The sequence below is a fragment of the Helicobacter japonicus genome (assembly GCF_000762845.2).
GTDB classification, from domain to species: domain Bacteria; phylum Campylobacterota; class Campylobacteria; order Campylobacterales; family Helicobacteraceae; genus Helicobacter_C; species Helicobacter_C japonicus.
This window is the reverse complement of record NZ_JRMQ02000008.1, coordinates 38,212-64,097: the sequence shown is the minus strand read 5'-3', so window position 1 is coordinate 64,097 and position 25,886 is coordinate 38,212. Positions and strand designations below refer to the sequence as shown.

Below are 25,886 nucleotides of genomic sequence, written 5' to 3'. Positions count from 1 at the left end.
TCTCCCTTGTTGTGAAGGTGTAATTTTTACTTATTCTACTTCAGCATCAATCACATCATCATCTTTTTTCTTTGTATCTGTGCCTTGTTGTTGTGCGCCACCTTGTTCTTTAGCATACGCTGCTTCAGCAAGCTTATGGCTTGCTTCTGTAAGATTCTTAATTTTTGCCTCAAGCTCTTCTTTGGAAGCATTTTCATTTTTCAAAGTTTCTTCAAGTGCAGAAATTGCGCCCTGAATCTTCTCCACTTCAGCAGATTCTATTTTGTCTTTAAATTCTTCAAGACTCTTTTTTGTTTGATACACAAGAGAATCTGCATTATTACGCAATTCAATAATTGCTTTTTTCTTTGTATCCTCTTCTTTGTGCAATTCTGCTTCTTTGACCATTTTTTCGATTTCAGCATCTGAAAGCCCACTTGAACCGCTTATTTTAATTTCTTGAGATTTGCCTGTGGCTTTATCTTTCGCTGAAACGGTTAAGATTCCATTTGCATCAATATCAAATGTAACTTCAATTTGTGGCACACCGCGGGGAGCTGCAGGAATCCCACTTAAATCAAAGCGTCCAAGAGATTTATTATCACGCGCCAACTCTCTTTCACCTTGCAACACATTAATGCTTACGGCAGGTTGATTATCTTCATAGGTAGAAAATACTTGCGTCTTTTTAGTAGGAATAGTTACACCTCGCTCTACAACCTTTGTGCAAATACCTCCAGCAGTCTCAATACCCAAACTCAAAGGCGTAACATCAAGTAAAAGCACATCTTTTACATCACCCTTAAGCACACCACCTTGAACCGCTGCACCTACTGCCACGACTTCATCAGGATTCACTGATTTGTTTAATTCCTTGCCAATAAAGGCTTTTACGCGTTCTTGCACTTTTGGAATCCGAGTAGAACCACCCACCATTACTACTTCAGAAATATCACTCTGTGTAAGCCCGGCATCTTTAATCACAAAATCAATTTTCTTAATTGTGTCCTCAATCAAATCATCAATCAAACTTTCAAATTTCGCACGAGTAATTTTTTTCACCAAATGCTTTGGACCACTTGCATCAGCAGTAATAAAAGGCAAGTTAATTTCAGTTTCTTGTGCGCTACTTAGCTCTTTTTTTGCATTTTCTGCTGCATCTTTAAGTCGCTGCAATGCCATTACATCGTTTTTTAAATCAATGCCCTCATCGCTTTTAAATTCTTCAGCCGCCCAATCAATAATTCTATTATCAAAATCATCTCCACCAAGGAATGCATCTCCACCTGTGGCAAGCACTTCTACAACATTATCACCTGTTTCTAGCACAGTAACATCAAATGTCCCACCACCCAAGTCATACACCATAATTTTTTCGGCTTCTTTTTTATCTAACCCATACGCTAAAGCTGCTGAAGTAGGTTCGTTAATAATTCTTAATACATTAAGTCCTGCTATCGTTCCTGCTTCTTTTGTTGCTTTACGTTGAGAGTCATTAAAGTATGCTGGAACCGTGATGACTGCCTCTGTAACATCTTCCCCCAAATAACTTTGTGCGTCCTCTTTAAGCTTCATTAGAATCTTTGCAGATATTTCTTGAGGTGTATAAATTTTATCAGCGATTTCTACTGCACACGCACCATTTCTATCAACAATATTATAAGGGAGTCGCTTTTCTGCTTCTTTTGCCTTATCTTCATTAAACATAAGCCCCATAATGCGTTTGATAGAATAAATTGTCTTTTTTGGGTTAGTTACTGCTTGTCTTTTAGCAGGCTCACCTACTAGAATCTCACCCTTATCAGTGAATGCCACGATTGAAGGGGTTGTGTTTTTACCTTCTTTATTCGCAATAATTTTTGCCTCATTACCTTCATATACTGCCATTGCTGAATTTGTTGTTCCTAAGTCTATTCCAATTACTTTTGCCATTGTATGCTCCTTAAAATAAAATAAATTTTGTGAAGGATTTTAAATCCTACGCATTTTTTACTACACTTACCATAGATGGGCGTATCACCCGACCTTTATACACAAATCCTTTTTGCAAGATTTGGAGAATTTCTCCATCATTTTTTTCTTCACTTGGCACTTGCATCAAACATTCGTGTAGATTTGGGTCAAACTCTCCATCTGTGGCTATCACTTCTACGCCGTGCTTGCTCAATACCTTAAGAAAGCTATCGAGTGTAAGCTGTAATCCTTGTGCGATTGCTCCCGCTTCTGGATTACTCTGGGCACTCTCTAAAGCTTTTTCTAATGTATCAAGCACAGGAAGCAAATCATTCATAATGCGCTCATTTGCGTATTCTAAACTTTGATTTTTATCACGTTCTAATCGTTTTTTAGTATTTTCAAAGTCAGCAAATGCCCTCATATATTGATCTTTTAACTCTTCATATTTAAACTTATAATCTTCCGATGGGCTTTCCACATTCTCTTCTAATGTTTCTTCACTATCACTTTGTGTTTGTGCTTCTAGCTCATCTTCACATTGTTTTTCTTCTTCTTGCATACTCACTCCTTTCTCTAAGATTGAATACACCCAAAAAAATGGGTAAAATCTCTATCCAATGCCCCGACACAAAGCATTCTACTTTTTTTGTCAGGTTGCGTTTTTAATACTATATCTTGCATAATCGCCATATAACCTTTAGGTAACACCTCCTCACAATATATGCCAAGCTGCAGAGAGTCAAATATACTCCCATCGACAATAGCATAAAAGCTTTGCTCATCACTATTATAATGATATGCCTGAACCAAAGCTCCAACACCAAAGCGCACGAGATTTCGACTTTGCACACAAGTAAGCACTTCGAGTAGATTCATTGCACGCACTTGATAGGCAATTTTACGCACATCAACAAGCTCTAAGCCCTTTAACTCACGCAAAAATCGCTCAATTGTAGTCGAAAAAGGCAAAGTAACGCCAATATGCTCAAACTCAAGCAAGAGTTTATCGCTACTTAAACGTGTAACAGCACACAATCGATTACTTTGTTCAATGCTTAGAGCACAAAAAACTTGAGATTCAAAACAAGCCCTTTTAATGCACTCTGGTGAATCTACTTCCATCACAGATTTTGTATCAATCTGCTTATACCAATAAGATTTCAAGGCTTCAAAAGTAGGAATGCGCCCACTACTGATATGAGGCTGAAAAAGCAACCCCTCATCAGCCAAAACCTTAAAATAATTGCGTATAGTCGCAGATGAAATTTTTGTATTCATAAGCATCTTTAAAGATTCAGATCCGATAGGCTCTCTGTGCTTCAAATACTCAACAATCACGCGAGAAAGTAGCATTTCCTTTTTGCTCATAGCATCTCTACCCTACACATATTTTATAGATAATGGCTTTTTAAAAAATTATGTTTTGGTTTTTAACAAAACGAGAATATTATATCATAAAATTAGCAAATAAAATCAAATATTGCTAAATTTTATAAAACTTTAGTATATTACTATAAAGTTATTTAAATAATTTTATTTAAAAATATTATGTAATATAATTTATATATCTGAATTACAGCGTATTTTTAAATGGATTTTTGTGCTATTGCCCACAAAATGCTATAATCTACCTATGAATATACATACTTCTCAAGTCAGCGACAAGCTCATAGCAGATATTGCTAGCATCTCACTTTCAATGTTTAGAAAAGATTTTTTTAGTATTTTTCACGGCTCAATCTCCGCGAGAATTTCAAAAAATCGCTTTTTGATTAATAAGCAATACGCCGTGTTTGACAATCTCAACACAGATTCTATGATTACGCTTTATCACAAACAGGATTATCGCTGGAACGAAGCAAGCTTACACGCACCTATCCACGCAGCAATCTATGAGAACTCAAGTGAAGCAAAATTTATTGCCTTTGCCTCCCCACCTTACCTTGTTTCTTACTCACTTAAGTATGATATTTTAGAACCAAAAGACTACTTTGGGTATGAATTTCTTTCTCCACACATTGATATTTTTAACCCTAAAGATTATGAAACTTGGGCAGACCGAGCTGATACAGATATTCCACGATATTTCAAGGAACATTCTCACCCATTTATGCTTATTAAAGGCTATGGAACATATGTTTATGCACGCGACCTTTATACGCTTGGTAAGATTATCGCATTGATTGAAAATTCCTGCAAAATCGCTCATTACAACGCAGAGTTAGGCGAAATTTTTCAAACAAGCCCAAAATATGATATATAAGGATTCTCAAATGAATAATCACATTGCACAAAATAATCCCTCTGCTTTCTTTACGCAATCTCTTGAAGAATTCCGCACACTTTGTGCTATTCCACATTGCAGTTTCCATACACAAAATATGTTTTCTTATCTTTGTGATACACTTCACAAAAAAGGTTATGAGGTGCGCACTGATGAGACATACAACATTTATGCCAAAAGAGGCAATCCACGCATCTGCCTACAAAGCCATTATGATATGGTATGTGTGGGAGATTCTACAAAACATCTTGGTGTAGAAATCTTTGAAAAAGAAGGGTTTTTGTATGCAAAAAACTCATCGCTTGGAGCTGATAATGGCATAGGTATGGCTTGTATGCTTGCCCAAAATGCACCTGATATTGAATTACTTTTTACTAATGATGAAGAAGTAGGAATGATAGGAGCAAATCATTTAGCACTCGGAATTCACTCATCTTTACTCCTTAATCTTGATAGCGAAGATTTGCACGAAATTGTGCTAGGTTGTGCTGGGGGTGTGGATATAGAATGTGAAATAAATCTCAAGGCATTTTCACAAGATATCCAATCTGCTCTTGCTACACACCCTTATATCTACCGCATTACAAGCAGAGGTTTTTTAGGTGGGCATAGTGGCATTGATATTGGCAAGAATACAGAAAATGTGATTGTTGAATATGGCTTTTTTCTCTCTTCTCTTAATGCCTACATTCTCACGCTTAAAGCCGGTGAAAAGCGTAACTCTATCCCTGTGGGTATAGATTCTGTTATTTTATGTGATGCACCACTTAATCCGCACTATACGACTGCAAATGGGGCATTTTTTGATATTGCACCCTTGCAATCTCTTCAACAAATAGAATCTCACCCAACATTTGCCTATCACACAGATTCTATCGTTCCTCTTATTTGTGGCATACATAGCGGCGTGTATGCAAGCTCAACTCAAGGCACTCTCTCTTCACTCAACCTCTCCACCTTACAACAAAAAGATGATAAACTAGAGCTTATTCTTATGGCTCGAGCGAATACTGATAGTTTATTGCAACGCACTATTGCACAGCTTAAGATAAGCGTTCCATTTTTGAATCCTCACTGCAAGATTCAAACAAAAGGACATTATAGTCCGTGGGAGAAGAGCATAGATACTCATCACAAAGCCTTAAAACTTCTGTGTGAGATTTATACAAAGTATTCAATCACACCTCATCTTGCACAAATCCACGCAGGACTTGAATGTGGGATTCTAAAAAGGCAGATTCTCAAACACAGCTCACAATCCAATCTTGATGTCATCTCTATTGGTCCCACTATCAATGCTCCACATAGCCTTAATGAATCACTTAATATAGAGCATTTTAGAATCTTTTGTGCAATCTTAGATGATTTTATCAGCTCATATTAAGGAGAAGTTATGTCTCACCAAACAATCAATGTCGGCATTATCGGTGTGAGTGGTTATACAGGCTTAGAGCTTGTTAAATTGCTTATCAATCATCCTATTTTTCGCCTTAGCTACATAGCAAATTCTCAAGGAGAGGGAGAATTAGAGCAGATTCATAAAATGCTTAAAGGTTTGTCCTTGGCAGATTTGCCTATCCATAAGGCAGATGCAAAAGAAGCCTTGCTATCTTGTAATCTTATCTTTCTTGCTCTCCCACACAAAAGCGCAATGACTATGGCAAAAGAAATTTTTAGCCTCAATCCTCAAGCAAAAGTTGTTGATTTGTCAGCAGATTATCGCTTGAATGCCACAAATTATCAAGCGCACTATTGTCCTCATTTAGACACAGAAAATCTCGCTCGTGCCGTCTATGGACTACCAGAATATTATCGCCAAAGTATAAAAGAAGCCAATCTTATAGCAAATCCGGGCTGTTATCCTACTGCCACACTTCTAGCCCTGCTTCCTTTTGTGTCTTTTATCAATCCCTCTTGTGGTGTGTTTGTTGATGCAAAAAGTGGTATGAGTGGTGCAGGAAAAAACCCTAGTGATAATACACATTTTTCACACATTAATGAAAATCTTTTCAGCTATTCACCTCTTACCCATCGCCACCAAATAGAAATTTCTCAAAAATGCAGTGATATTAGTCAAAAGGAGCTCGATATTGTTTTTGTTCCACATCTTACACCATTAACGCGTGGTATGCTTGTGAGCGTATTTGCGACACTAAAATCACCCCTCACGACACAGGAAGCACAAGAAATTCTCCATAATGCCTACAAAGATGAGCCATTTATCCGTATAAGAGAGAATCCTGTGAGCATTGCACAAGTTGTAGGAAGCCATTTTTGTGATATTTTTGTCGCTACAAGTGGCAAAAATTTATATATCAATTCAGCCATTGATAATCTTTTGCGTGGGGCAAGCTCACAAGCACTTATGAATGCAAATCTTATGTGCGGCTTAGATGAGAGCCTAGGTGTGCCGAAAGTGCCTTATGGCTTGTTTTAGGATTATATATGCAAAATGATAGTGCATATAACAGCACAGATAATCTAAAAATAGCCACATTATGGGAAAATGCACCACTTATCCATAATGATGCTATTTTCATAGCAGATTCGCATTTTATGCCTACAACAACCAATGAGCAAAGTAAAATCGCCTCACAATCACTCATTGCTTATTTTGAAAGTCTTTTAGCTAACTCACAGCATATCCCTTCGCAAATTTTTCTTATGGGCGATATTGCTCATCTTTTGCTTGGTGGAGTAGATTCAAGCTATAAATCAAATCAAAAATTACTTGTATGTATAGAATCTTTAAGCAAATTGACACAAATATGGTGGTTTGAAGGGAATCACGACTTTAAACTCAAAAGCTTTAAAGAAAAATTGTTTCAACATATAAAAATTATAGAGCGCACAGAGCAGCCTATGGTATTTTGTTTTAAACACAAAGAGGAAACAAAGCATATTTTGCTCGCACACGGCGACTTATTTTTAAACATAAAATACGAGCTATACATACGCTTTATGCAAACAAGATTCACAAGATTTCTTATGTCTTTATGTGATATTGTAACTTTTGGTAATCTTTATTCATATATTATTACAAAAGTCAATCAAAAAAATATTCGTGCAGGCAAAGTAGAAATGTCCGCATTTGCACCAACACGCATTGCAGCGTATGAAAACTTTATACAAAAGCGTCTTCAGATGCTCAATGCAGTCTATGGTGCAAATACAGATTCCCATATTGATGTAATTATAGAAGGGCATTTTCATATCGGGCAAACATACACGGATACCAATAAAAGAATTTTGTATGTATCTCTGCCTTCATTTTATGTCAATGGAAGCATTTTTGCTATAAAATCTTTATTTGACTTCTTAAACATACACAAGGAGGATAAGTGAAAAGCGATAAAATCGATGTTATGCGAATTGCTAGCAACGAAATGGAGCTTGTAGATTTTAGGCTCTATGAAGATAAAGATGGACAAACCTACGAAGGTGTATATGGTATCAATGTTGCTAAAGTCAGTGGGATTGTTGATTATCCTGAAGAAATTTTTGAAACTCCGGGCAGTCCAGAATATATGCTTGGTATGTTTGACTTGCGTGGAGATATATTGCCTCTTATTGATTTAACCAAATGGATGAATATCAAATCAAAAGAAGATATAAAAACTCAAAAAAAAGTTATTGTTACAGAATTTAACAATAAACAATTAGGTTTTGTCGTTCATTCAGCAAGAAGGCTTAGGCGTGTAAGTTGGGCAGATATAGAATCTGCGATGTTTAGTCTAAGTAATGATGAGCAAAGAGGAAAAATTACAGGCACAACACGTATAGAAGATGGACGCACTTTGCTTATTCTCGATTTAGAGGGCATTATTGATGACCTTGATTTTCATATGCCTAGTGGTGATAGTGCCGATGTCGAACAATTTAAACCTACACAAAAATTTGAAGGCACTGTGCTTATTGTCGATGATAGCTCTATCGCACGCAAACTTTTGCAAAAAATGCTGACAGATATTGGTTTTGAAGTCATTGATGCAATAGATGGTGCGGCGGGATTGGAACGTTTAGAACAGCTCCATCAACGTTGGGGTGATAGTATTAGCAAACGTTTAAAACTTATTATTTCTGACATAGAAATGCCCAAAATGGACGGATTCCATTTTGCAGCACAAGTAAAAGATGATGCAAGATTTAGCAAGATTCCGCTTCTATTTAACTCATCAATTAGCGATAAAATCAGTGCTGAGAAAGGTAAAAAAATTGGAGCTGAAGCTTATTTGGTTAAATTTGACCCAAAACTATTTTATGATGAGATAAGCAAAATTTTGTCAAAATAATAGTAAAATGCCTTTTTAAAAAATTTCGTTATGAGGATTCACAATGGATGATATGCAAGAAATAATGGAAGACTTCCTCGTAGAAGCTTTTGAAATGATTGAGCAACTTGATCAAGATTTAGTGGAGCTTGAGAGCAACCCTGAAGACCTTGACTTGCTTAACAGAATCTTTAGAGTAGCCCACACAATCAAAGGTTCAAGTTCATTTCTAAATTTTGATATTTTGACTCGTTTGACACACAATATGGAAGATGTGCTTAATAAAGCAAGGCGTGATGAATTAAAGATTACTCCCGATGTTATGGATGTGGTGCTTCATTCTGTGGATTTAATGAAGTCTCTTCTTAGCGCAATACGCGATAGTGGCACTGATGCTAATAGCGGGATAGAAATTGATGACACAGTTGCACGTCTTCAAACCATATCTAATGGCGGAGCGGCAGAAGAAGCTAAACCTGCCGAATCTCCAGCTCCAGCAGCAGCTGAACCAAGTGCGTCAAGTGGTGCAGCAGCAAACAATCCTCTTGCTGATGAGCCAGAGCTTGATTATTCCCATATGAGTGGTGAGGAAGTCGAAGCAGAAATCGAAAGATTACTGAAAAAACGACAAGAGGCAGACAAACAAGCGCGTGCAGCACAAAAAGCAGGAGGAGCAACACCTGCTGTGCAAGCTCCAAAAGCACCTGTTGCTGAAGCCAAGCCCGAATCTAAACCAGCACCAAAACCTGCGGCTGCAAAAGCTGCCCCTAAAAAAGCAGGTGGAGACGAAAAAGCACCTGCAGCAAATGTGGAACAAACTGTGCGTGTTGATGTGAAGCGATTAGACCACCTTATGAATCTTATCGGGGAGCTTGTTCTAGGCAAAAACCGCTTGATTAAAATTTATGGTGATGTTGAAGAGCGATACGATGGGGAAAAATTCCTTGAAGAACTCAATCAAGTAGTGGCATCTATCTCTTCTGTTACAACAGATGTGCAGCTTGCTGTGATGAAAACGCGTATGCAACCTGTAGGAAAAGTATTTAATAAATTCCCTCGTATGGTGCGCGACCTCTCTCGTGAGCTTAATAAAAATATAGACCTTGTCATCAGCGGTGAAGAAACAGAGCTTGATAAATCCATTGTAGAAGAAATAGGCGACCCACTTGTCCATATTATTCGTAATTCTTGCGATCACGGGATTGAAACTCCAGAAGTGCGTAAGGCAGCAGGCAAACCAGAAACAGGAACAGTAAATCTAAAAGCATATAACGAAGGAAACCACATTGTAATTGAAATTACCGATGATGGTAAAGGCTTAGATGCAGAAATGCTTAAACAAAAAGGTATTGAAAAAGGTATTCTTAGTGAAAGAGAAGCTGACAATATGAGCGATAAAGAAGCCTATGGTATTATTTTTAAACCCGGATTTTCAACTGCAGCAGCAATTACAAATGTATCTGGACGTGGCGTAGGAATGGACGTGGTGAAAACCAACATTGAAAAACTCAATGGTATCATTGATATTGAATCCGAAAAAGGCGTAGGAACAACGCAAAAACTTAAAATCCCTCTTACGCTTGCTATTATCCAAGCTTTGCTTGTGGCAGTGCAAGAAGAATACTATGCAATTCCTCTTGCATCAGTTATTGAAACCGTGCGTGTAAGTCAAGATGAAATCTACACAGTCGATGGCAAAAGTGTATTGCGATTGCGTGATGAAGTGCTTCCAATCGTGCGTTTAGCTGATATTTTCAAGGTGGATTCTGTATTAGAGGGCACAAATGATGTCTATGTCGTTGTAATCGGTTTAGCAGAACAAAAAATGGGTGTAGTTGTAGATTATCTCGTAGGACAGGAAGAGGTGGTTATTAAATCTCTTGGCTACTATCTTAAAGGAACAGAGGGAATCGCTGGGGCAACAGTGCGTGGTGATGGTAAGATTACAATGATTGTCGATGTGGCAGCAATGATGGAAATGGCAAAAGAAGTAAAAGTCAATATTACAAAAACTGCTGAAGAAAACACTACTGCAAATGCAAAACATTCGCCAAGTGATTATGTAGTATTAGCTATTGATGATAGCAATACAGATAGGGCTATTATGAAAAAATGTCTTAAAACACTTGGTGTTACCGTTCTTGAAGCTTCAAATGGCTTAGATGGACTTGATATTGTAAAAAATGGCGACAAACATCTTGATGCGGTTCTTGTAGATATTGAAATGCCAAAAATGGATGGCTATACCTTTGCTTCCGAAGTGCGGAAATACAATAAATTCAAGAACCTTCCACTGATTGCTGTTACAAGCAGAAATAGCAAGACTGACCGAATGAGAGGTGTAGAATCAGGTATGACAGAATATATTACCAAACCTTACACGCCAGAATACCTTGTCAATGTTGTAAAACGCAATATTAACCTAACTATTGATGGAGAATAAGATGAGTGAAAGCAAATTAAAAGAAGTTCTAAATAAACAACAAAACAAAGACAACGACTCTATTCCTATAGAGGAAACTCTCCATATCATTGGCTTTATGATTGGCAATGAGGAATTTGCTGTGCCTATTTTAAATGTCAAAGAAATCATTAAACCAATCGAATACACACGCGTTCCAGCAGTGCCTAATTATGTGCTTGGTGTATTTAACCTACGTGGAACGGTTTTGCCATTAATCAGTATGCGTCTCAAATTTGGTTTGCCTGCTGTTAAGCAAGATGCGGACACGAGATTCTTAGTCGTTACTCAAAAAGATGAAATGATTGGCTTTATGATTGATAAACTCACAAGTGCTGTGCGTATCCCTGAAAGTGATATTGAGCCAATCCCTGAAACTTTTAATGAAAACCAGAATCTTCTGCAAGGTATTGGTAAGCGAGAGGATCGTCTCATCACAATTCTAAGTGTAGAAAATTTACTTAAACGAGACTTTTAGCTCTTTTTGTTTTTATTTAGCCTCTCCACTTTGGAGAGATATAAAATACAAGATTATTTTTTTACAAAATTTTCAAACTTCTCTCTAAATTTTTCATTATTTTTCTTCTTATAAAAAGGCATTCCATTCACATCTATGCAAATATTTTTAGTTTTTACGCTTGTTCGTGATAAGAGATTTTCTAAAAACTCCTCTTTCCATTTATCATAATCTACCAAATGTTCTGCCTTTGGCTCAATAATGCACTGACATATAATAGAAACTTCCCCCACTCTTTTGCCTAAAAAATAAAAATCGGGTTCAAATCGTTGCGCATAAGTCTTATTGACTTCTCCATTTTCTAATTTTTTTCTATCATCATACACAACACATTCGGCAAATCTCTCATTTCGCACAATAAGCCATTGACTAAAATGTTTATTTACAAGCTCTTTTTGAGATTCTATAAAATCTAAAAATTCTATTTCAAGCTCATTCCCTACAAATGTGTCAAAAATAAACCACTCATAATTTATTTCTTTTTGCACATCGCTATTTTTTTCATCTCTATACATTTCTCTATCGCTGATTATGCTTAAAGGCTTCTCTTCCCATCTGCCCACCTCATAAGAATCTAGCTCATTATGAATACTTTGTGCAAAATGTTCCAACACAAAAATAGCTATTTTCAAAGCAATTTGAGGTATCTTTATACCCTCTTCGCTTTGGCGAGAATGTAACTTGATATTAAGATTGCTCAAATATTTCTCAATAAAGTCTTGCTTACTTATAGCATTAAATTTTGCACTCAATACATCAAAGCTATAATCCTTGCTTAGCTTATTCATAGCCTTTGCAATAATATGCGGCGATAAAATTAAAAATTCCTCATCTCTATGATAAGTTTGACTAGTTTCTATCTCTTTTGTTAGCATTTCATCTTCTATCACTCCCTTTACTTCTATGAGTGGGATTTTTATATCTTGTGTCCTCTCTATGATTTTACACACACTCTCTTCAGAAAAAAGCGTATTTGTGCTTGATTTTTTGTATCTTTTATTGGTCGCAAAATATGCCAAGTTGTAGAAATTTCCCTCTTTTATGCTTTTTTTAACCTTAAGTGTAATTTTATTTTTATCACTCTGCTTTAACCCTATTGATATAAGCTCATTATTTAATTTTGTGATAAATTCATTCTCACTCGCTGCGTGATAGCTTAAAATCTCAAGCGCACGAAGTGAAGAAGTGCTACTATCAAATTTTCTTTTAAATGCCTCATCGCTAGATTCTATCTTAAATGGATAATATCTCGCCCCACGCCCTATAAGTTGTGCTTCTTTTGTTGTGTCATTTATCGCACCAATATTTAAACGCACTATATCAAAGAGATTAAGCACGTCCCAACCCTCATTGAGTTTATCTACTGCAAAAATAGCTCTCACCTCATTGCTTTTGCTTTCTAAACAATTCAATAATATTTGCTGCTCACGCAACTGCTTATCTTCATTGACATTAAGGACATTTTCCTCACTAAAAAGCTCCTGTATCATCACACAAACATCTTTAGAATCTATTTTTTTTCTTTCAAAAAATTCTTGTGCTTCAAAAAACAAAGATTGCTCACTCTCATTGCCTTTTGAAAGATGTGCATAGCTTGCCAAAAATTGCGCAATTTGCATAGAATCTAGCTCTTTTATAAATATCTTAAAGGCTTCCTCATTCTCTTTTGATTCTTTTATCGTTTTGCTTTTATATAACACCACAGGCTTTAAAAACACATTATGTTCTTGTGCTAAAAGCATTCGGTAAATATTTAAAACACAAGAGCCTAAAAACCGCTCCTGCTTTTCAATACCATTATATTGCAAAAGATAGATTCTCTTGCTATATTTGTCCGCACTAAATTGCTTTAAATTGTATTCAAAAACAATTTTATCCCTATATTTTTCTTGCACTGCACTATGATTTGGAATCGTAGCGGTAAATTCTAGCATTAAATTTTCACTATGGGCTTCAAAAGCTTTTTTTATCACGCCCTCCCAACTCTCTTTTATTTGTGCTTCCTCACCTTTTAAATAGCTTTTTGTCTCACTATTTAAATGATGTGCTTCATCGGCGAGATAGACAATTTTTTGCCCTTGCAAATCCGCAAAAGTTATGGCATTTTCTCTCTCTTGTGTAAAAAGGCTATAAAGCCCTTGCACTGAACTAAACACAATATTGACACAATCCTCTCTTGCCTCATTAAAGTTATTTACCGCATTGATTGACACTCGTTTATTATCAATGTTAATATACTTTGCAAAAAGATATTTTTCACTCTCACTATCGCAAAAATTACTTTTTGTCTTTTCAATGATATTGATAGAATTAACAAAAAACACAAAATACCTATATCCATTTTTGTAGCAGTGTAGCATTAAAGCCGCCATTATAAGCGTCTTGCCACTGCCTGTTGCCATATTAAACATTAAGTGATTGCCTTGCAAAGTTTTGTCTGCACAAAGCTCCCTTTGAGCCAAATAAAGTTTCAAAGCTTCTTTTTGATATTCTCTTAACTCTCTGCTTAGATTCTGCGTAATATATGCGGGGATTTCTATTTTTTCTATATTCCTTTTGCCATATTCCCTTGTGATAATCTCTTGTAATTTATTCTCACTCATTTTCTTTTCCATAGAATGCCCTATTAAGCGCGATAATCTCACTTGATATATTATAAGTGCTATCTGCTATATCCCCTAAAGGAACATAGTCCATATTAGAATCTAAGGCTAATTTTAAGATTTCTTTTTTGGATTCTAAGTCTAATTCCTTAAATTCCTTATCTTTTAACATTTCTTGTAAAACTACCCTATAATCCAAAAATGCCTTTTCTTGCAAGTATTTATAGATAGATTCCAACTCTACTGCGTTTTTAGCCTTTATAATCTGCTCTTTATACACTGCATTAAGTGGCATTAATTCACAATACACAAACTCACCCCCGCCTTGCCAACCTACTGCCTTACTCACTCCCCCTTGCTCTCCTGCTATGACTTTCTCTAGTCTTGCTTTTGTGATTGTTTCTATATAATCCATTTGCTCTACCCCTACCCATTTTCTATTCATTTTATGCGCTACTGCTAATGTCGTGCCACTTCCTGCAAAGAAATCCATTACCAAATCTCCCTCTTTAGTGGATAGCTCTATGATTCTTTTGAGTAAGGATTCTGGTTTAGGATTGTTAAATACTTTGGCATTAAAAATCGCCTTATTTTCCTTGCTACCTACGCCACTACCTACAAAATCAATAAAACTTTTAGGCGGATTTTCTTTCTCAATCATCGCATAGAATCCCTTTTCATCTTGCTTCACTTTTTTAGAATCTAGCCATTCTTTCCGCAAAACAGAATAGCCATTTTTACTTTTTTTAATAAGGATTCTATCAATCTCATTAAGCGTTTTTCCCAACGCCCATTTCCAGCACCCATTTCCAGCACCCATTTTTGGAGGTCGTATTGGCACATAGCCTTGCTCTATTAATTCTTTATCATCGTTATAGAGTTCCTCGTGGTTTGTGATAGTTTTTACAGAATCTTTATCATAATCTAAAATAGGCTTTATGTCTTGTGTTTGTGGATTATAATAAAATGTATAGCCTAAATTTGGTCTATTTTCTAAACTTCCGCCGTCTCCTCCACCCATTGTAAGCCCTGCACCCTCATAATAGAATCTCCCGCTTTTATCATCTTTAAAAGCCCTTACCTCTACTTTTTGCTTGATTTTATAAAGTGGATTTGTTTTTATATTCTTAGCGTAGCAAAGGATATATTCTTGGTTTTTTTGTAAATTAACAGCATCATTTTGCGCATTGCCTTTAAGCCACACAATACACCCGATAAAATTCTCCCTCCCAAATATCTCGTCCATTAGCACTTTAAGGTAAGCTTGTTCATTATCATCACATTGCACGAATATCACACCATCATCACGCAAAAACTCCCTCGCTATCTCAAGGCGATTTTTCATAAAACTAAGCCACGCCGAATGAGTGAATTTATCATTATAATTAAAGCTATCATTGCCTGTATTGTATGGCGGGTCAATGTAAATAATCTTTACCTTGCCATAGATAGCAGGATTATTCTTAAGAGAATGCAAGGCTATGAGATTATTACCTTTGATGAGGAGGTTGGGGGAATTTTTACGAAAAGAATCTTTCATAAGGCGAGTAGAGTCTGCAATTCTAGTATCTTGCGTAAGAGACGAATTGCTACCTATAAGTTCAAATTTGTGTAGCACTTTTGGAACAAAAAGTACATCTATCTCATCGTGAGCTAAAATCTCATTAAAAAATATCTCCTTGCTTCTCTCCTCATCTTTACTCTGCCCACCTTTAAGCACACAATCTTTGTAAGGGAAATTAAGCACCACTTGAGAATCTATCCTTAATAGCTCATTATTGACACTTAATCCAATTTTGTTAGCAAACTTTGTGTAGCTTTTATCCAAAATGCGAAGTTTGAGGAATTCTAAAAAATCGCTTTGTTTAAAAATAAATATTTGAGAATCTTGTGAGTTGAAATGTTGGGAAGTTTCTTGCTTTTTAGTGTCATTTAATGGGGGGGGGGTAGGAATAGAAAGTATTCTTATTTGTGTGAAAAATGTCTCTTTGAGCTTAGAATCTTGTAATAAAGTTGTGAGTAAAACTTCATCTTGTTTTAAAGCAAGAATCTTTAATTTTTGAATAGATTCAAATTTCTCCTCCAAACGCGCTAGCAAAGCTTTCATAATCACCTCTCACTAAAATTTCACGCAATTTTACACTCTTTTACTTTTAAAAGCCTTTATTCTTTGGTAATACCCATTTCCTTAAGCTTATTTCTCACTCACTTGCACTCCATAAGCCCTTAAATCATTATGTTTTGGTGTGGAGAGATAGAGATAAACATCATTTTCTTGTCCTATTTTTTGCAAATTCTCCCATAAATGCTTAAATGCCACTAAACTTGTATTGGAATCTTCTTGCCCTGCTTCCCCTTGCATTTGCTCTATGTAACTCTTAGGCACTTCAAAGCCTAAATGTGCTTCATTTATCGCTCTCACACTTTGCAAACTAAAAATCCCAAATACACCCAAACTCAGTTTTGCACTGCTTTTGCTCTGCCTCTTTAACTCTGTAAAACTTCGGATAAACTCCTTTGCTTGATTTGGACAAAAAATAGGTTGAGTGATAATCCTATCTACGCCAAGATAAAGTTTCTGCACTAATCGCTCTCTTGTTGTAGGGTTATTTATGTCTGTGGGAGTGCCGCTTATAATGCTTATATCGCTGCCTAATGCATCTCTTGTCATTTGAATAAGCTCTATACCATCTATTTTTTCATTTCTTACTTTATTTGTATCATCTCCACCAATAAGGGCTACGCAAGTGAAATTTGCATATTTTAAGCTTAGGATTTGGGAAAGAATCTGTATTTTATCCAGTCCTGCTGCACTTATTGTAGGCACAAAAAACATATCTTTAAAATGAAGTGAGAGCATATAGGCACTTAAAATTGCATTTACACCTGCATTTTTGCGCACATTTGCAGGGATAAGCACAAAATCCACCTTTTGCTTAAGATAATTTTGCGCACCATTACGCATTGCCCTAAGTGTCGTTATATCTTCTTCTCTATCTTGTGGCAGAAACTCAAACCCAAACATCATCACTCCCCATTAATTGCAATTTAAATCCTAAATGCTATAATCTTAGCATTTTTTTTGCAAGGACATTGTATTTAATATGAAGCTTGTTGTTTTTGATTTTGATTCTACTCTTATGGACGGCGAAACGATTGATATACTTGCCAAAGCACATAATGTTAGCGATAAAGTTGAAAAAATCACTCATAAAGCGATGAATGGGGAATTTGATTTTTACCAAAGTCTTAAAAATCGTGTAGCACTCTTAAAAGGATTAAGCTTACAAAAAGCCACAGAGATAGCGCATAATCTACCACTTATGAATGGTGCATTACCTTGTGTGAGAGCTTTGAAGGCACAAAACTACAAAGTCGTATGCTTTAGCGGAGGATTTCATATTGCTACTGATTATTTTGTAGATATTTTGGGGCTTGATACGAGTTTTGCCAATGTTTTACATCATAAAGATTCTATCCTAACCGGTGAAGTAGGTGGAGAGATGATGTTTAGCGATTCTAAAGGTATAATGCTTAAGCGTTTGCAGAATCTACTCGGCATCACGCGTAAAGATAGCATTGTAGTGGGTGATGGTGCAAATGATTTAAGTATGTTTGCCTATGCTGATGTGCGCATAGCCTTTTGTGCAAAGGAGATTCTTAAAAAAGAGGCAAACATTATCATTGATACAAAAGATTTAAGAGAAATCCCCAAAGCACTCAATATCCCTTTTAAGGAGTAAATATGACGATCTCAATTCTTTGTGGTGGCTCTGGCACAAGACTTTTCCCTCTATCACGTGAGCTTTTGCCTAAACAATTTGTATCTCTGCTCCCTTCAGAAGATTCTCAAACACCATCACACTCACTTTTTAGCCAAACACTTGTGCGCAATGAATTTTTGTGTAAAAGCCACGATGGTAGCTTTCAAATCATTACCAATGATAATCACTACTTCATTGCTCAAGAACAAGCACATAAAGCGAAGATTCCATTACAAGAATTTATTTTAGAATCTGTAAGCAAAAATACTGCTCCCGCTCTTACTTTTGCAGCTCTTAAAGTCTTTGAAGATTTTACGCTCTCAAAAAAACAAGACGATATAATCCTTGCTCTCCCAAGCGACCACCTCATAAAAGATGCCCCCGCTTACCAAAAAGCCATACAAGAAGCTATAGATTTAGCACAAAAAGGATTTTTGGTTACCTTTGGTATTAAGCCAACTTGTCCGCACACAGGCTATGGTTACATAAAAGCAAAAGATAATGTGGTAGAAAAATTTATTGAAAAACCTTCCCTTGAAGATGCTACAAACTATGTAAAAAATGGTAATTATTTGTGGAATAGCGGTATGTTTTGTTTTAAAGCGGAAGTTTTTTTAAAAGAAATCAAAGAGCATAGTCCGCAAATCTATGAAGGCTGCAAACTTACCCTTGAAGCAAGTAAAGACAAGGAGAGTGAGCATTTTATCCGCTTAGACACTAAAATGAGCGAAAATCTCCCTGATATTAGTATAGATTACGCATTGATGGAAAAAAGTCAAAAAGTTGCTTGTGTGGCTGGAGATTTTGTATGGAATGATATAGGAAGCTTTGAATCTCTATCAAGCGAATACCAGACTGATGAAGCACATAATGCAAGTAAAAATACATTTATTCAAAAAGATTGTGTCAATAATTTTGTTATGTCAAACAAACTTGTAGCAGGAATTGGGATAGAGGATTTAATGATTATTGATGAAAATGATTGCCTCTTAATTGCAAAAAAAGGATACTCGCAGCAAGTCAAAGATATTGTCAATATGCTAAAAATCTCTCACCCTGAAATTACCAAGATTCACAAAACCGCTCATCGTCCTTGGGGAAGCTATACAATTTTATTAGAATCTCAAAATTACAAAATTAAACAAATTATCGTCAAACCAAGGGGTAGATTGAGCCTACAAAAACATTATCATCGCAATGAGCATTGGATTGTTGTAAGTGGCTCGGCAATCATCACTATTGGTGAAAAAGAAAGCTTTTTAAAAGCAAATGAATCCACCTATATCCCTATGGGTGAGGTACATAGACTTGAAAATCCCGGAATCCTTCCTCTTGTGCTTATTGAAGTGCAAATGGGAGAATATTTAGGTGAAGATGACATCGTGCGCTTGAGCGATGATTATCAACGTGAATAATGATTATAGCCATAGTCATAGATAGTTATAAAGATAGAAGCAATGGCACTTCTATGACAGCCTTTCGCTTTGCAAGAGATTTAACCAAGAGAGGACACTGCGTTCGTATAATTACAACAAGCCCCACACAAGAAGAAAGTAATGAGCAAAATGGCGGTGAAGAGTTTTATTTTGTCAAAGAAAGATATATTCCGCTTGTTACAGAAATTTCGCATAAGCAACATATGATTTTTGGCTCACCAGATTCTCACATTTTAAAATCTGCCCTTAAAGGTTGTGATATTGCACATTTTTATTTGCCTTTCGCATTAGAAATTGCAGGGGTTCATTTGTGTAGAAAGATGAAGATTCCCTACATAAGTGCATTTCACCTCCAACCTCAACATATCAGTTATAATATGAATATGAACTTTGAGTGGTTTAATGCTTATCTTTTTAGGAGATTCTATAAAGCTTTTTATCGTTACACACATCATATCCACTGCCCAAGTCAGCTTATGGAAGAAGAAATACAAAAAGCAGGATATGGTGGGAAAAAATTTGTTATAAGTAATGGATTCCAAATTAATACAGCGCGATCTTGCGTGAAACCATTTGATGATACATTTTTTCATATTATTTCAGTGGGGAGATTCTCTAAAGAAAAACGGCAAGATATTTTGATAAAAGCTATTGCTCAAAGTAAATATGCAAACAATATCAAATTGCATCTACACGGAATTGGACCAAAAGAGCAATATTTACGCAAACTCTGCGATAAACTTTTAATCAATCCACCTGAATTTGGCTTTATTGATAATAACATACTCATTGAAAAGCTTAAATGTTGCCATTTATATGTGCATACCGCGGAAGTTGAAAGCGAGGCTATTTCTTGCCTAGAGGCAATTTCTATTGGATTAGTGCCTATTATTGCTGATTCTAAAATAAGTGCTACTACACAATTTGCCCTTGATGAAAGAAGCTTATTTAAAACAAATAATATAGCGGATTTAAGCGCAAAAATTGACTATTGGATAGAACACTCTAAAGAACGAGAGCAGATGAAAGAGCAATATGCCAAAAGTGCAGCAAAATATGCACTTGAGAAAAGCATTGATAACATCATTAATATGTATGAAGAAGCTATCACCGATTTTACGACAAATCCTATACTATTTGAAGCCATTAACACTTGATAAACATTATATCCTTAAAATTATTTTTTATTTCTACATCAATATTTATATTAAAGCAAGTTTTTTTTAGATAAAATCTGAAGTTTTTAGCATTTAATCCACATACCAATAAAGAAAGGAAAATTTATGGAACAAACACTCTCAATTATCAAGCCCGATGCAGTCAAAAAAGGTGTGATTGGCAAAATTATTGACCGCTTTGAAAGCAATAATCTCCGCATTGCAGCAATAAAAAAACTACAACTTACACGATGTGAAGCAGAAACTTTTTATGCCATTCATAAAGAGCGACCATTTTTTAAAGATTTAGTTGATTTTATGGTAAGCGGACCAGTAGTTGTAATGGTGCTTGAAGGCAAAAATGCGGTAGCAAAAAATCGTGAGCTTATGGGCGCAACAAATCCAAAAGAAGCGGCAAAAGGGACAATTCGCGCTGATTTCGCAGATAGTATTGATGCAAATGCGGTGCATGGAAGCGATAGTCTTGAGAATGCAAAAAATGAAATAGCATTTTTCTTTGGTGCAAGGGAGATTTGTTAATTGAAAATCGCGATGAGAAAAATCTCTTCTTCGCCTAAAGATATTGCCCTTAGCATTGATAATGAGGGCAAAACAATCACCGAATATATCACGCTTAAAGGGCAGATAAAACGTATAGATTCTCAAATTTTACAATTAAATGGAAACATTTCTGGACAACTTGAGCTTGTGTGTGATAATAGCGGTGAAATGTATGCAGAGACGATTAATTATCCTTTGGTTTTGTATATTTCAGATGGTATCTGGGATTCACAAAGCCAAAGCAAAAGGCTTGATAGCTTTGATGTTATTGAATTCTTTGATGGCTTTATTGACTTACATTATATTTTAGAAAGTGAAATCACATCTATACGAAGTGATTATCACACTAAAAATTTTGAGATGAAGGAGTAAAAATGGCAGTTCCTAAAAGACGCGTAAGCAAAACACGAGCAGCAAAAAGACGCACACACTATAAAGTGGCACTTGCAAAACCTATTAAAAACAAAGATGGCAGCTGGAAAATGCCTCATCATATCAGTAAATTTACAGGCAGCTACAAATAATCTTAAGTTTCTTTAAGGAGTGCTTATGCTAAAAATAGCCATTGATGTTATGGGCGCAGATAATGGAGTAACACCTATCGTTCAAGGAGTATTACAGGCATTAGAATCTCGTGAATTTATTGCTATAATTGTTGGCGATGAAGCACAAATTACTCCCCTTATCCCCTCACATCTTCAATCACGCGTAGAAATCGTGCATTGCATAGATTATATTCGTATGGAAGAATCTGCCTCAAGTGCTACTAAACGGACAGAATCTTCTATCTTTAAAGCTACCGAGATTCTAAAAAATGGTGGAGCAGATGCACTTGTCTCACCTGGACACAGCGGAGCAACGATGAGCTTAGCTACTCTTAAAATTGGACGCATTAAAGGCGTATCTCGCCCTGCAATATGCACTACTATGCCAAATATCACTGATAAACCAAGTATTATTCTTGATGCAGGAGCAAATACAGATTGTAAGCCCGAATATCTTGTAGATTTTGCCATTATGGGTTATGAATACGCAAAAAATGTTGTAGGCTTTGAAAATCCACGCGTTGGACTTCTATCTAATGGCGAAGAAGACAACAAAGGCAATGAATTAACCAAAGCTACCTTTAAGCTTTTAAAAAGCTTTGACTTTTTCAAAGGTAATGTCGAAGGACGAGATATTTTTAATGGCAGTGTTGATGTGATTGTATGTGATGGATTTAGTGGGAATCTTGTATTAAAAGCAAGTGAGGGTGTAGCTTTTGCAATAAGCAATGTGTTGAAAAAAGAAATTAAATCTTGTATTTGTTCAATGTTTGGCGCACTCTTTTTGGGTGGTGTATTTAAACGACTAAAGAAAAAAATGGATCATAGTGAATATGGTGGCGCACCATTGCTTGGTGTGCAAAAAGTTGTGATTATTAGTCACGGAAGTTCCAACGCTCGTGCTATTGAATGTGCTATTTATCAAGCTTTACACGCTATTTCATCTGATATTTGTGCCAAGCTTACCACTACTTTTGCACAAAAAAGTCTGGAATAAGGATTACAATGTTATACGCCTCAATGAAATCAATTGCCTCTTACATCCCTCCTACCGCCATAAATAATACGGATTTTGAAAAGACACTTGACACAAGTGATGAATGGATTACTAAACGCACAGGCATCAAAACACGTTATTTCGCACAATATGGTCAGCAAACAAGCGACCTTGCCTATGAAGCAGGTAAGCTCGCGATGGAACGCGCAGGTGTTAGCCCAAAAGATATTGATGCAGTGATTGTAGCAACACTTAGTCCAGACTATCTCAATATGCCTAGCACTGCTTGTGTTACTTCTTTTAAGCTTGGTATTGAAAATAAAGCGGCTTTTGATATTGCTGCAGCGTGCAGTGGTTTTATCTATCTTCTTAGCATTGCAAAATCATTTATAGAATCTGGCACTTTTAAACAAATTCTTATTATTGGTGTAGAAAAGTTAAGTTCGGTGCTTGACTTTAGCGATAGAAGCACTTGTGTGCTTTTTGGTGATGGGGCAGGTGCGTGTGTCATCAGTGCCACTAAAGATAAAAATGCCTCTATCCTTGATGTGCATCTTGGAGCAAATGGCAGATATCAAGATTTTCTTTGTGTGCCACGCACACATACATATTTTGGACAGGAAACGCAATTTGCGGATTCATATGTGCAAATGAAAGGCAATGAAACTTTCAAAATTGCAGTTAAAACACTTGTGTCTGATGTAAAAGACATTATGGAAAAAAATAATATTGCACCAAAAGATGTCGCATTTTTTATCCCTCATCAAGCTAATCTGCGTATTATTAATGCCGTAGGTGAAAATCTTCATTTTACAGAAGAACAAATTGTCATAAGTGTGCATAAATATGGTAACACTTCAGCAGCCTCTATCCCTATGGCAATAAATGATGTCTATGAAGAAAAAAAACTTCAATATGGTGATTTGATGCTACTTGATGCTTTTGGTGGAGGTCTAACTTGGGGATCTGCACTCGTGTATTTTGGTGGTAAAACACTTTAATTCTATACATAAATTTATAGAATCTTACCTCCAATAAAGCAAAAACTAACATTCCACAAAGTATAATTATGCTTCCTTATAGGATTTCAATCCTTACACAACAAATCTTATAAGCTTAATGGACGCGTAGCTCAGCTGGTAGAGCAACTGACTCTTAATCAGTGGGTCCAGAGTTCGATCCTCTGCGCGTCCACCATTTACCTTTTCTGCCATTTTTGTAGATTCTCACAAAAACGGAAAAACAAAGATACAATTTTAAAATATTACTCAAGGCTTGAACTATGAAAATAATGACTGCATTCGTGGTGGCTCTTAGCCTGATTGGTATCGGTATAGATATTATATTTTATGGGATAAGTTGGCATATCCTCTGCTATATTCTGATTATGATTTTTTCATATCTTGGCTACCATCACTTTGCTAAAAGGGCACGTTTTATCCAGCAAGTCGTGAATATTTCACAATATTATCGTGAGGGTAAATTTGAAAAGCGTCTGCTTCATATTAATGTTGATAAAGATTTGCACAAACTCGCAGACAATGTCAATACTCTTATTGATAATGTTGAAGCTTTTATGCGTGAAATTAGCGCGTCTATTCGCTGCGCACAAGAGGGAAAATTCTATCGCAAAGCATTTGAGCAAGGACTTAAGGGAGCCTTTGTGAGCAATATTCAAGCAATCAATCAAGCACTTTCAAGCATTGAACAAAATGCTAAAGATAATGTCAAAAATGCTCTTGCTAAGTCGCTTATGGATATGAGTTTAGAAAATCAAAACACAGACCTAACAACTATTAGTGCAGATTTAGAAAACGATATGGAATATATGAAACTTGTAGATGAGAATGTAGAAAGTATGAAAACTCTCTCGCTTAATTCTAAGGAAGATGTATCATCTATCACAAATTCCATTAGCGACCTCACAGAACTTATCACTGAAAATAGCACTATCATTGATAATTTTGCTTCAAAATCGCGTGATATTAGCGAGGTGCTTGGCATCATCACAGACATTGCAGGACAAACAAATCTCCTTGCTTTAAACGCAGCTATTGAGGCAGCAAGAGCAGGGGAACACGGAAGAGGATTTGCTGTCGTGGCTGATGAGGTGAGGAAATTAGCCGAGCGCACTCATAAAGCAACAAATGATATCTCTATTGTGATACAGACAATGCAACAAGAAATTGAGCAAATCACAGCAAGTTCATCAAAAATTGCAAATATTGCAGAGCAGAGTAGTGAGCGCACAAATCACTTCAATCATATATTTGATACAATGGAGCAAAGCACTTCTAATCTCTTTACGGCATTCCAGCAGCTCTCGAAGCGACTTTTATTAAGTATAAGCAAACTTGAGCATATAGTATATAAATCAAGCGTATATCTTAGCTTCAATCTTGGTAAAGAAATATTAGATTTTGAACATACACTCCCCACAGGTAAGCTTTTAGCCCAAGAAGAGAATCTAGAGACACTCCATATCGATATGCGCTCTCTATCTAACTTACAAAAAGAAATGCTTGATTGTGTCAAAAATGCCATTATGCTTCTTCACGAAAATATCACAACACAAAATTCACAAATCATTATTGAGAATCTTAACACACTAGAACAACATAGCCATAGATTCATAGAGATACTAGAAGCACAAAATTCAAACAATTAACACTGCGTGGTAATAAGCCCATTTTGCGGTAAAATACACACACTTTTCATATACGTGCCCTTAAGAAGTGTAACCTTAAAAGGCGAGCGCAATGGTGTAGGTATATTTCCGCAATAAGGTGTGCCATATCTATCAAAATAAACACGCGCACCTTGTCTTTCTTTGCAAAAGCTATCAGATTCTATAAGAATATGCTCCACACCAAAATATTCTCCCAAACGCACAAACATAAAAGCATTATTCTTGCACTCCTGTGCAGTGTTTGTGTTATTGTATGCACTTAGGCATTTTCTATCCATATTTTTAAGGATAATATCCCCAGCCATAGGGCGAGAATCAAAATGTGTAGTTGAAGCAAATCGTGGTGTATCAATATATAGACTATAGCTATGTGTAGTATAGACCTTGCCAAGATGAAATTGCACTTGCCACATCGCATTATGATGATGAGAAAGCAAAGCGTTTGCATTGAGTGAAGGATAGTTACGGAGCATATCGCGTGTATCTGCACCCTGTAAAAATGCACTATCATCACTTAAAGCAGTCATTTGAAGCATTTTAAGATGTGCCAAAAGACTACTATGTGCAACTTCTAAAGAATGATTAGAAGTATATTTAGGAGAGAGCAAAAAAAGAATAAGTAAAAGGCTTATAGCGATGATATACTCAAAAATTTTCATATGCTTA

Annotated in this window: 23 protein-coding genes and 1 tRNA gene; 17 read left to right on the top strand and 7 right to left on the bottom strand. The window is 36.1% G+C overall.

The genetic code is table 11. The features are described from left to right. Positions 1 to 30: 30 nt before the first annotated feature. The 3 genes from dnaK to LS65_RS06555 are packed head-to-tail and all read right to left on the bottom strand — an operon-like array spanning position 31 to position 3,288. A complete protein-coding gene (gene dnaK, locus LS65_RS06565) occupies positions 31 to 1,911 on the bottom strand; it encodes a molecular chaperone DnaK (RefSeq protein WP_034362508.1) in 1,881 nt (626 codons plus the stop codon). A gap of 46 nt (positions 1,912 to 1,957) precedes the next feature. After that, on the bottom strand, positions 1,958 to 2,494 hold the full coding sequence (gene grpE / locus LS65_RS06560) for a nucleotide exchange factor GrpE (RefSeq protein WP_034362507.1): 537 nt from the start codon (positions 2,492 to 2,494) through the stop codon (positions 1,958 to 1,960). 14 nt (positions 2,495 to 2,508) lie between these two features. Next, positions 2,509 to 3,288 carry an HrcA family transcriptional regulator gene (locus LS65_RS06555; RefSeq protein ID WP_236096666.1) on the bottom strand — a complete coding sequence of 260 codons (780 nt, stop codon included), beginning with the start codon at positions 3,286 to 3,288 and terminating at the stop codon, positions 2,509 to 2,511. A gap of 280 nt (positions 3,289 to 3,568) precedes the next feature. Between LS65_RS06555 and LS65_RS06550 the strand changes: the two genes are divergently transcribed. From LS65_RS06550 to LS65_RS06520, 7 genes are read left to right on the top strand one after another with little or no spacing between them, the layout of a single operon-like run. Continuing rightward, complete coding sequence (locus tag LS65_RS06550; RefSeq protein WP_034363315.1) at positions 3,569 to 4,198, top strand: class II aldolase and adducin N-terminal domain-containing protein; 630 nt, start codon at positions 3,569 to 3,571, stop codon at positions 4,196 to 4,198. 10 nt (positions 4,199 to 4,208) lie between these two features. Beyond that, positions 4,209 to 5,603 (top strand): M20/M25/M40 family metallo-hydrolase, encoded by a 1,395-nt coding sequence (locus LS65_RS06545; protein ID WP_034362503.1) that lies wholly within the window; start codon positions 4,209 to 4,211, stop codon positions 5,601 to 5,603. A gap of 9 nt (positions 5,604 to 5,612) precedes the next feature. After that, positions 5,613 to 6,656, top strand: coding sequence for an N-acetyl-gamma-glutamyl-phosphate reductase (argC, locus tag LS65_RS06540; RefSeq protein ID WP_034362501.1), 1,044 nt, complete (start codon positions 5,613 to 5,615; stop codon positions 6,654 to 6,656). An 8-nt stretch (positions 6,657 to 6,664) separates the two neighbouring features. Beyond that, complete coding sequence (locus tag LS65_RS06535) at positions 6,665 to 7,564, top strand: metallophosphoesterase family protein (RefSeq protein ID WP_052061115.1); 900 nt, start codon at positions 6,665 to 6,667, stop codon at positions 7,562 to 7,564. Between the two features lie 20 nt (positions 7,565 to 7,584). After that, entirely contained in the window at positions 7,585 to 8,511 is a 927-nt protein-coding gene (locus tag LS65_RS06530; RefSeq protein ID WP_201274341.1) for a chemotaxis protein CheV, read from the top strand. Between the two features lie 43 nt (positions 8,512 to 8,554). After that, positions 8,555 to 10,933: a hybrid sensor histidine kinase/response regulator gene (locus LS65_RS06525; RefSeq protein ID WP_138129797.1), complete on the top strand. Its 2,379-nt coding sequence runs from the start codon at positions 8,555 to 8,557 to the stop codon at positions 10,931 to 10,933. Between the two features lies 1 nt (position 10,934). Further along, positions 10,935 to 11,429: a chemotaxis protein CheW gene (locus tag LS65_RS06520; RefSeq protein WP_034362498.1), complete on the top strand. Its 495-nt coding sequence runs from the start codon at positions 10,935 to 10,937 to the stop codon at positions 11,427 to 11,429. Between the two features lie 53 nt (positions 11,430 to 11,482). Here LS65_RS06520 and LS65_RS06515 read toward each other — a convergent pair whose 3' ends face one another. The 3 genes from LS65_RS06515 to LS65_RS06505 form a co-directional block, all read right to left on the bottom strand. Further along, positions 11,483 to 14,071 carry a DEAD/DEAH box helicase family protein gene (locus LS65_RS06515; RefSeq protein ID WP_034363309.1) on the bottom strand — a complete coding sequence of 863 codons (2,589 nt, stop codon included), beginning with the start codon at positions 14,069 to 14,071 and terminating at the stop codon, positions 11,483 to 11,485. Then, a complete protein-coding gene (locus LS65_RS06510) occupies positions 14,064 to 16,178 on the bottom strand; it encodes a site-specific DNA-methyltransferase (protein ID WP_034362496.1) in 2,115 nt (704 codons plus the stop codon). The genes LS65_RS06515 and LS65_RS06510 overlap by 8 nt, the downstream gene beginning before the upstream one ends. 87 nt (positions 16,179 to 16,265) lie before the next feature. Continuing rightward, entirely contained in the window at positions 16,266 to 17,096 is an 831-nt protein-coding gene (locus tag LS65_RS06505; protein WP_034362495.1) for a methylenetetrahydrofolate reductase, read from the bottom strand. 79 nt (positions 17,097 to 17,175) lie between these two features. Here LS65_RS06505 and serB point away from each other — a divergent pair, with 79 nt between their 5' ends. The 10 genes from serB (at position 17,176) to LS65_RS10420 (ending at position 25,199) form a co-directional block, all read left to right on the top strand. Beyond that, complete coding sequence (gene serB / locus LS65_RS06500; RefSeq protein ID WP_034362494.1) at positions 17,176 to 17,814, top strand: phosphoserine phosphatase SerB; 639 nt, start codon at positions 17,176 to 17,178, stop codon at positions 17,812 to 17,814. Positions 17,815 to 17,816: 2 nt separating this feature from the next. Beyond that, on the top strand, positions 17,817 to 19,250 hold the full coding sequence (locus tag LS65_RS06495; RefSeq protein WP_034362492.1) for a mannose-1-phosphate guanylyltransferase/mannose-6-phosphate isomerase: 1,434 nt from the start codon (positions 17,817 to 17,819) through the stop codon (positions 19,248 to 19,250). Further along, on the top strand, positions 19,250 to 20,428 hold the full coding sequence (locus LS65_RS06490; protein ID WP_034362490.1) for a glycosyltransferase: 1,179 nt from the start codon (positions 19,250 to 19,252) through the stop codon (positions 20,426 to 20,428). The genes LS65_RS06495 and LS65_RS06490 overlap by 1 nt, the downstream gene beginning before the upstream one ends. A 126-nt stretch (positions 20,429 to 20,554) precedes the next feature. Next, the gene (ndk, locus tag LS65_RS06485) at positions 20,555 to 20,968 is read left to right on the top strand and encodes a nucleoside-diphosphate kinase (RefSeq protein ID WP_034362488.1); all 414 of its coding nucleotides are present in this window, start codon (positions 20,555 to 20,557) and stop codon (positions 20,966 to 20,968) included. Continuing rightward, on the top strand, positions 20,969 to 21,361 hold the full coding sequence (locus LS65_RS06480) for a DUF177 domain-containing protein (RefSeq protein WP_034362487.1): 393 nt from the start codon (positions 20,969 to 20,971) through the stop codon (positions 21,359 to 21,361). Between the two features lie 2 nt (positions 21,362 to 21,363). Beyond that, positions 21,364 to 21,513 carry a 50S ribosomal protein L32 gene (gene rpmF / locus LS65_RS06475; RefSeq protein WP_034362486.1) on the top strand — a complete coding sequence of 50 codons (150 nt, stop codon included), beginning with the start codon at positions 21,364 to 21,366 and terminating at the stop codon, positions 21,511 to 21,513. 25 nt (positions 21,514 to 21,538) lie between these two features. Beyond that, positions 21,539 to 22,531, top strand: coding sequence for a phosphate acyltransferase PlsX (plsX, locus tag LS65_RS06470; protein WP_034362485.1), 993 nt, complete (start codon positions 21,539 to 21,541; stop codon positions 22,529 to 22,531). 8 nt (positions 22,532 to 22,539) lie between these two features. Next, entirely contained in the window at positions 22,540 to 23,532 is a 993-nt protein-coding gene (locus tag LS65_RS06465) for a beta-ketoacyl-ACP synthase III (RefSeq protein WP_034362484.1), read from the top strand. Between the two features lie 120 nt (positions 23,533 to 23,652). Then, positions 23,653 to 23,728 (top strand) — tRNA-Lys (locus LS65_RS06460). An 85-nt stretch (positions 23,729 to 23,813) separates the two neighbouring features. Beyond that, positions 23,814 to 25,199: a methyl-accepting chemotaxis protein gene (locus LS65_RS10420; protein ID WP_034362483.1), complete on the top strand. Its 1,386-nt coding sequence runs from the start codon at positions 23,814 to 23,816 to the stop codon at positions 25,197 to 25,199. Here LS65_RS10420 and LS65_RS06450 read toward each other — a convergent pair. Further along, positions 25,196 to 25,879 (bottom strand): hypothetical protein, encoded by a 684-nt coding sequence (locus LS65_RS06450; protein WP_034362481.1) that lies wholly within the window; start codon positions 25,877 to 25,879, stop codon positions 25,196 to 25,198. The two genes, LS65_RS10420 and LS65_RS06450, sit on opposite strands and share 4 nt — an antisense overlap. Positions 25,880 to 25,886 lie beyond the last annotated feature (7 nt).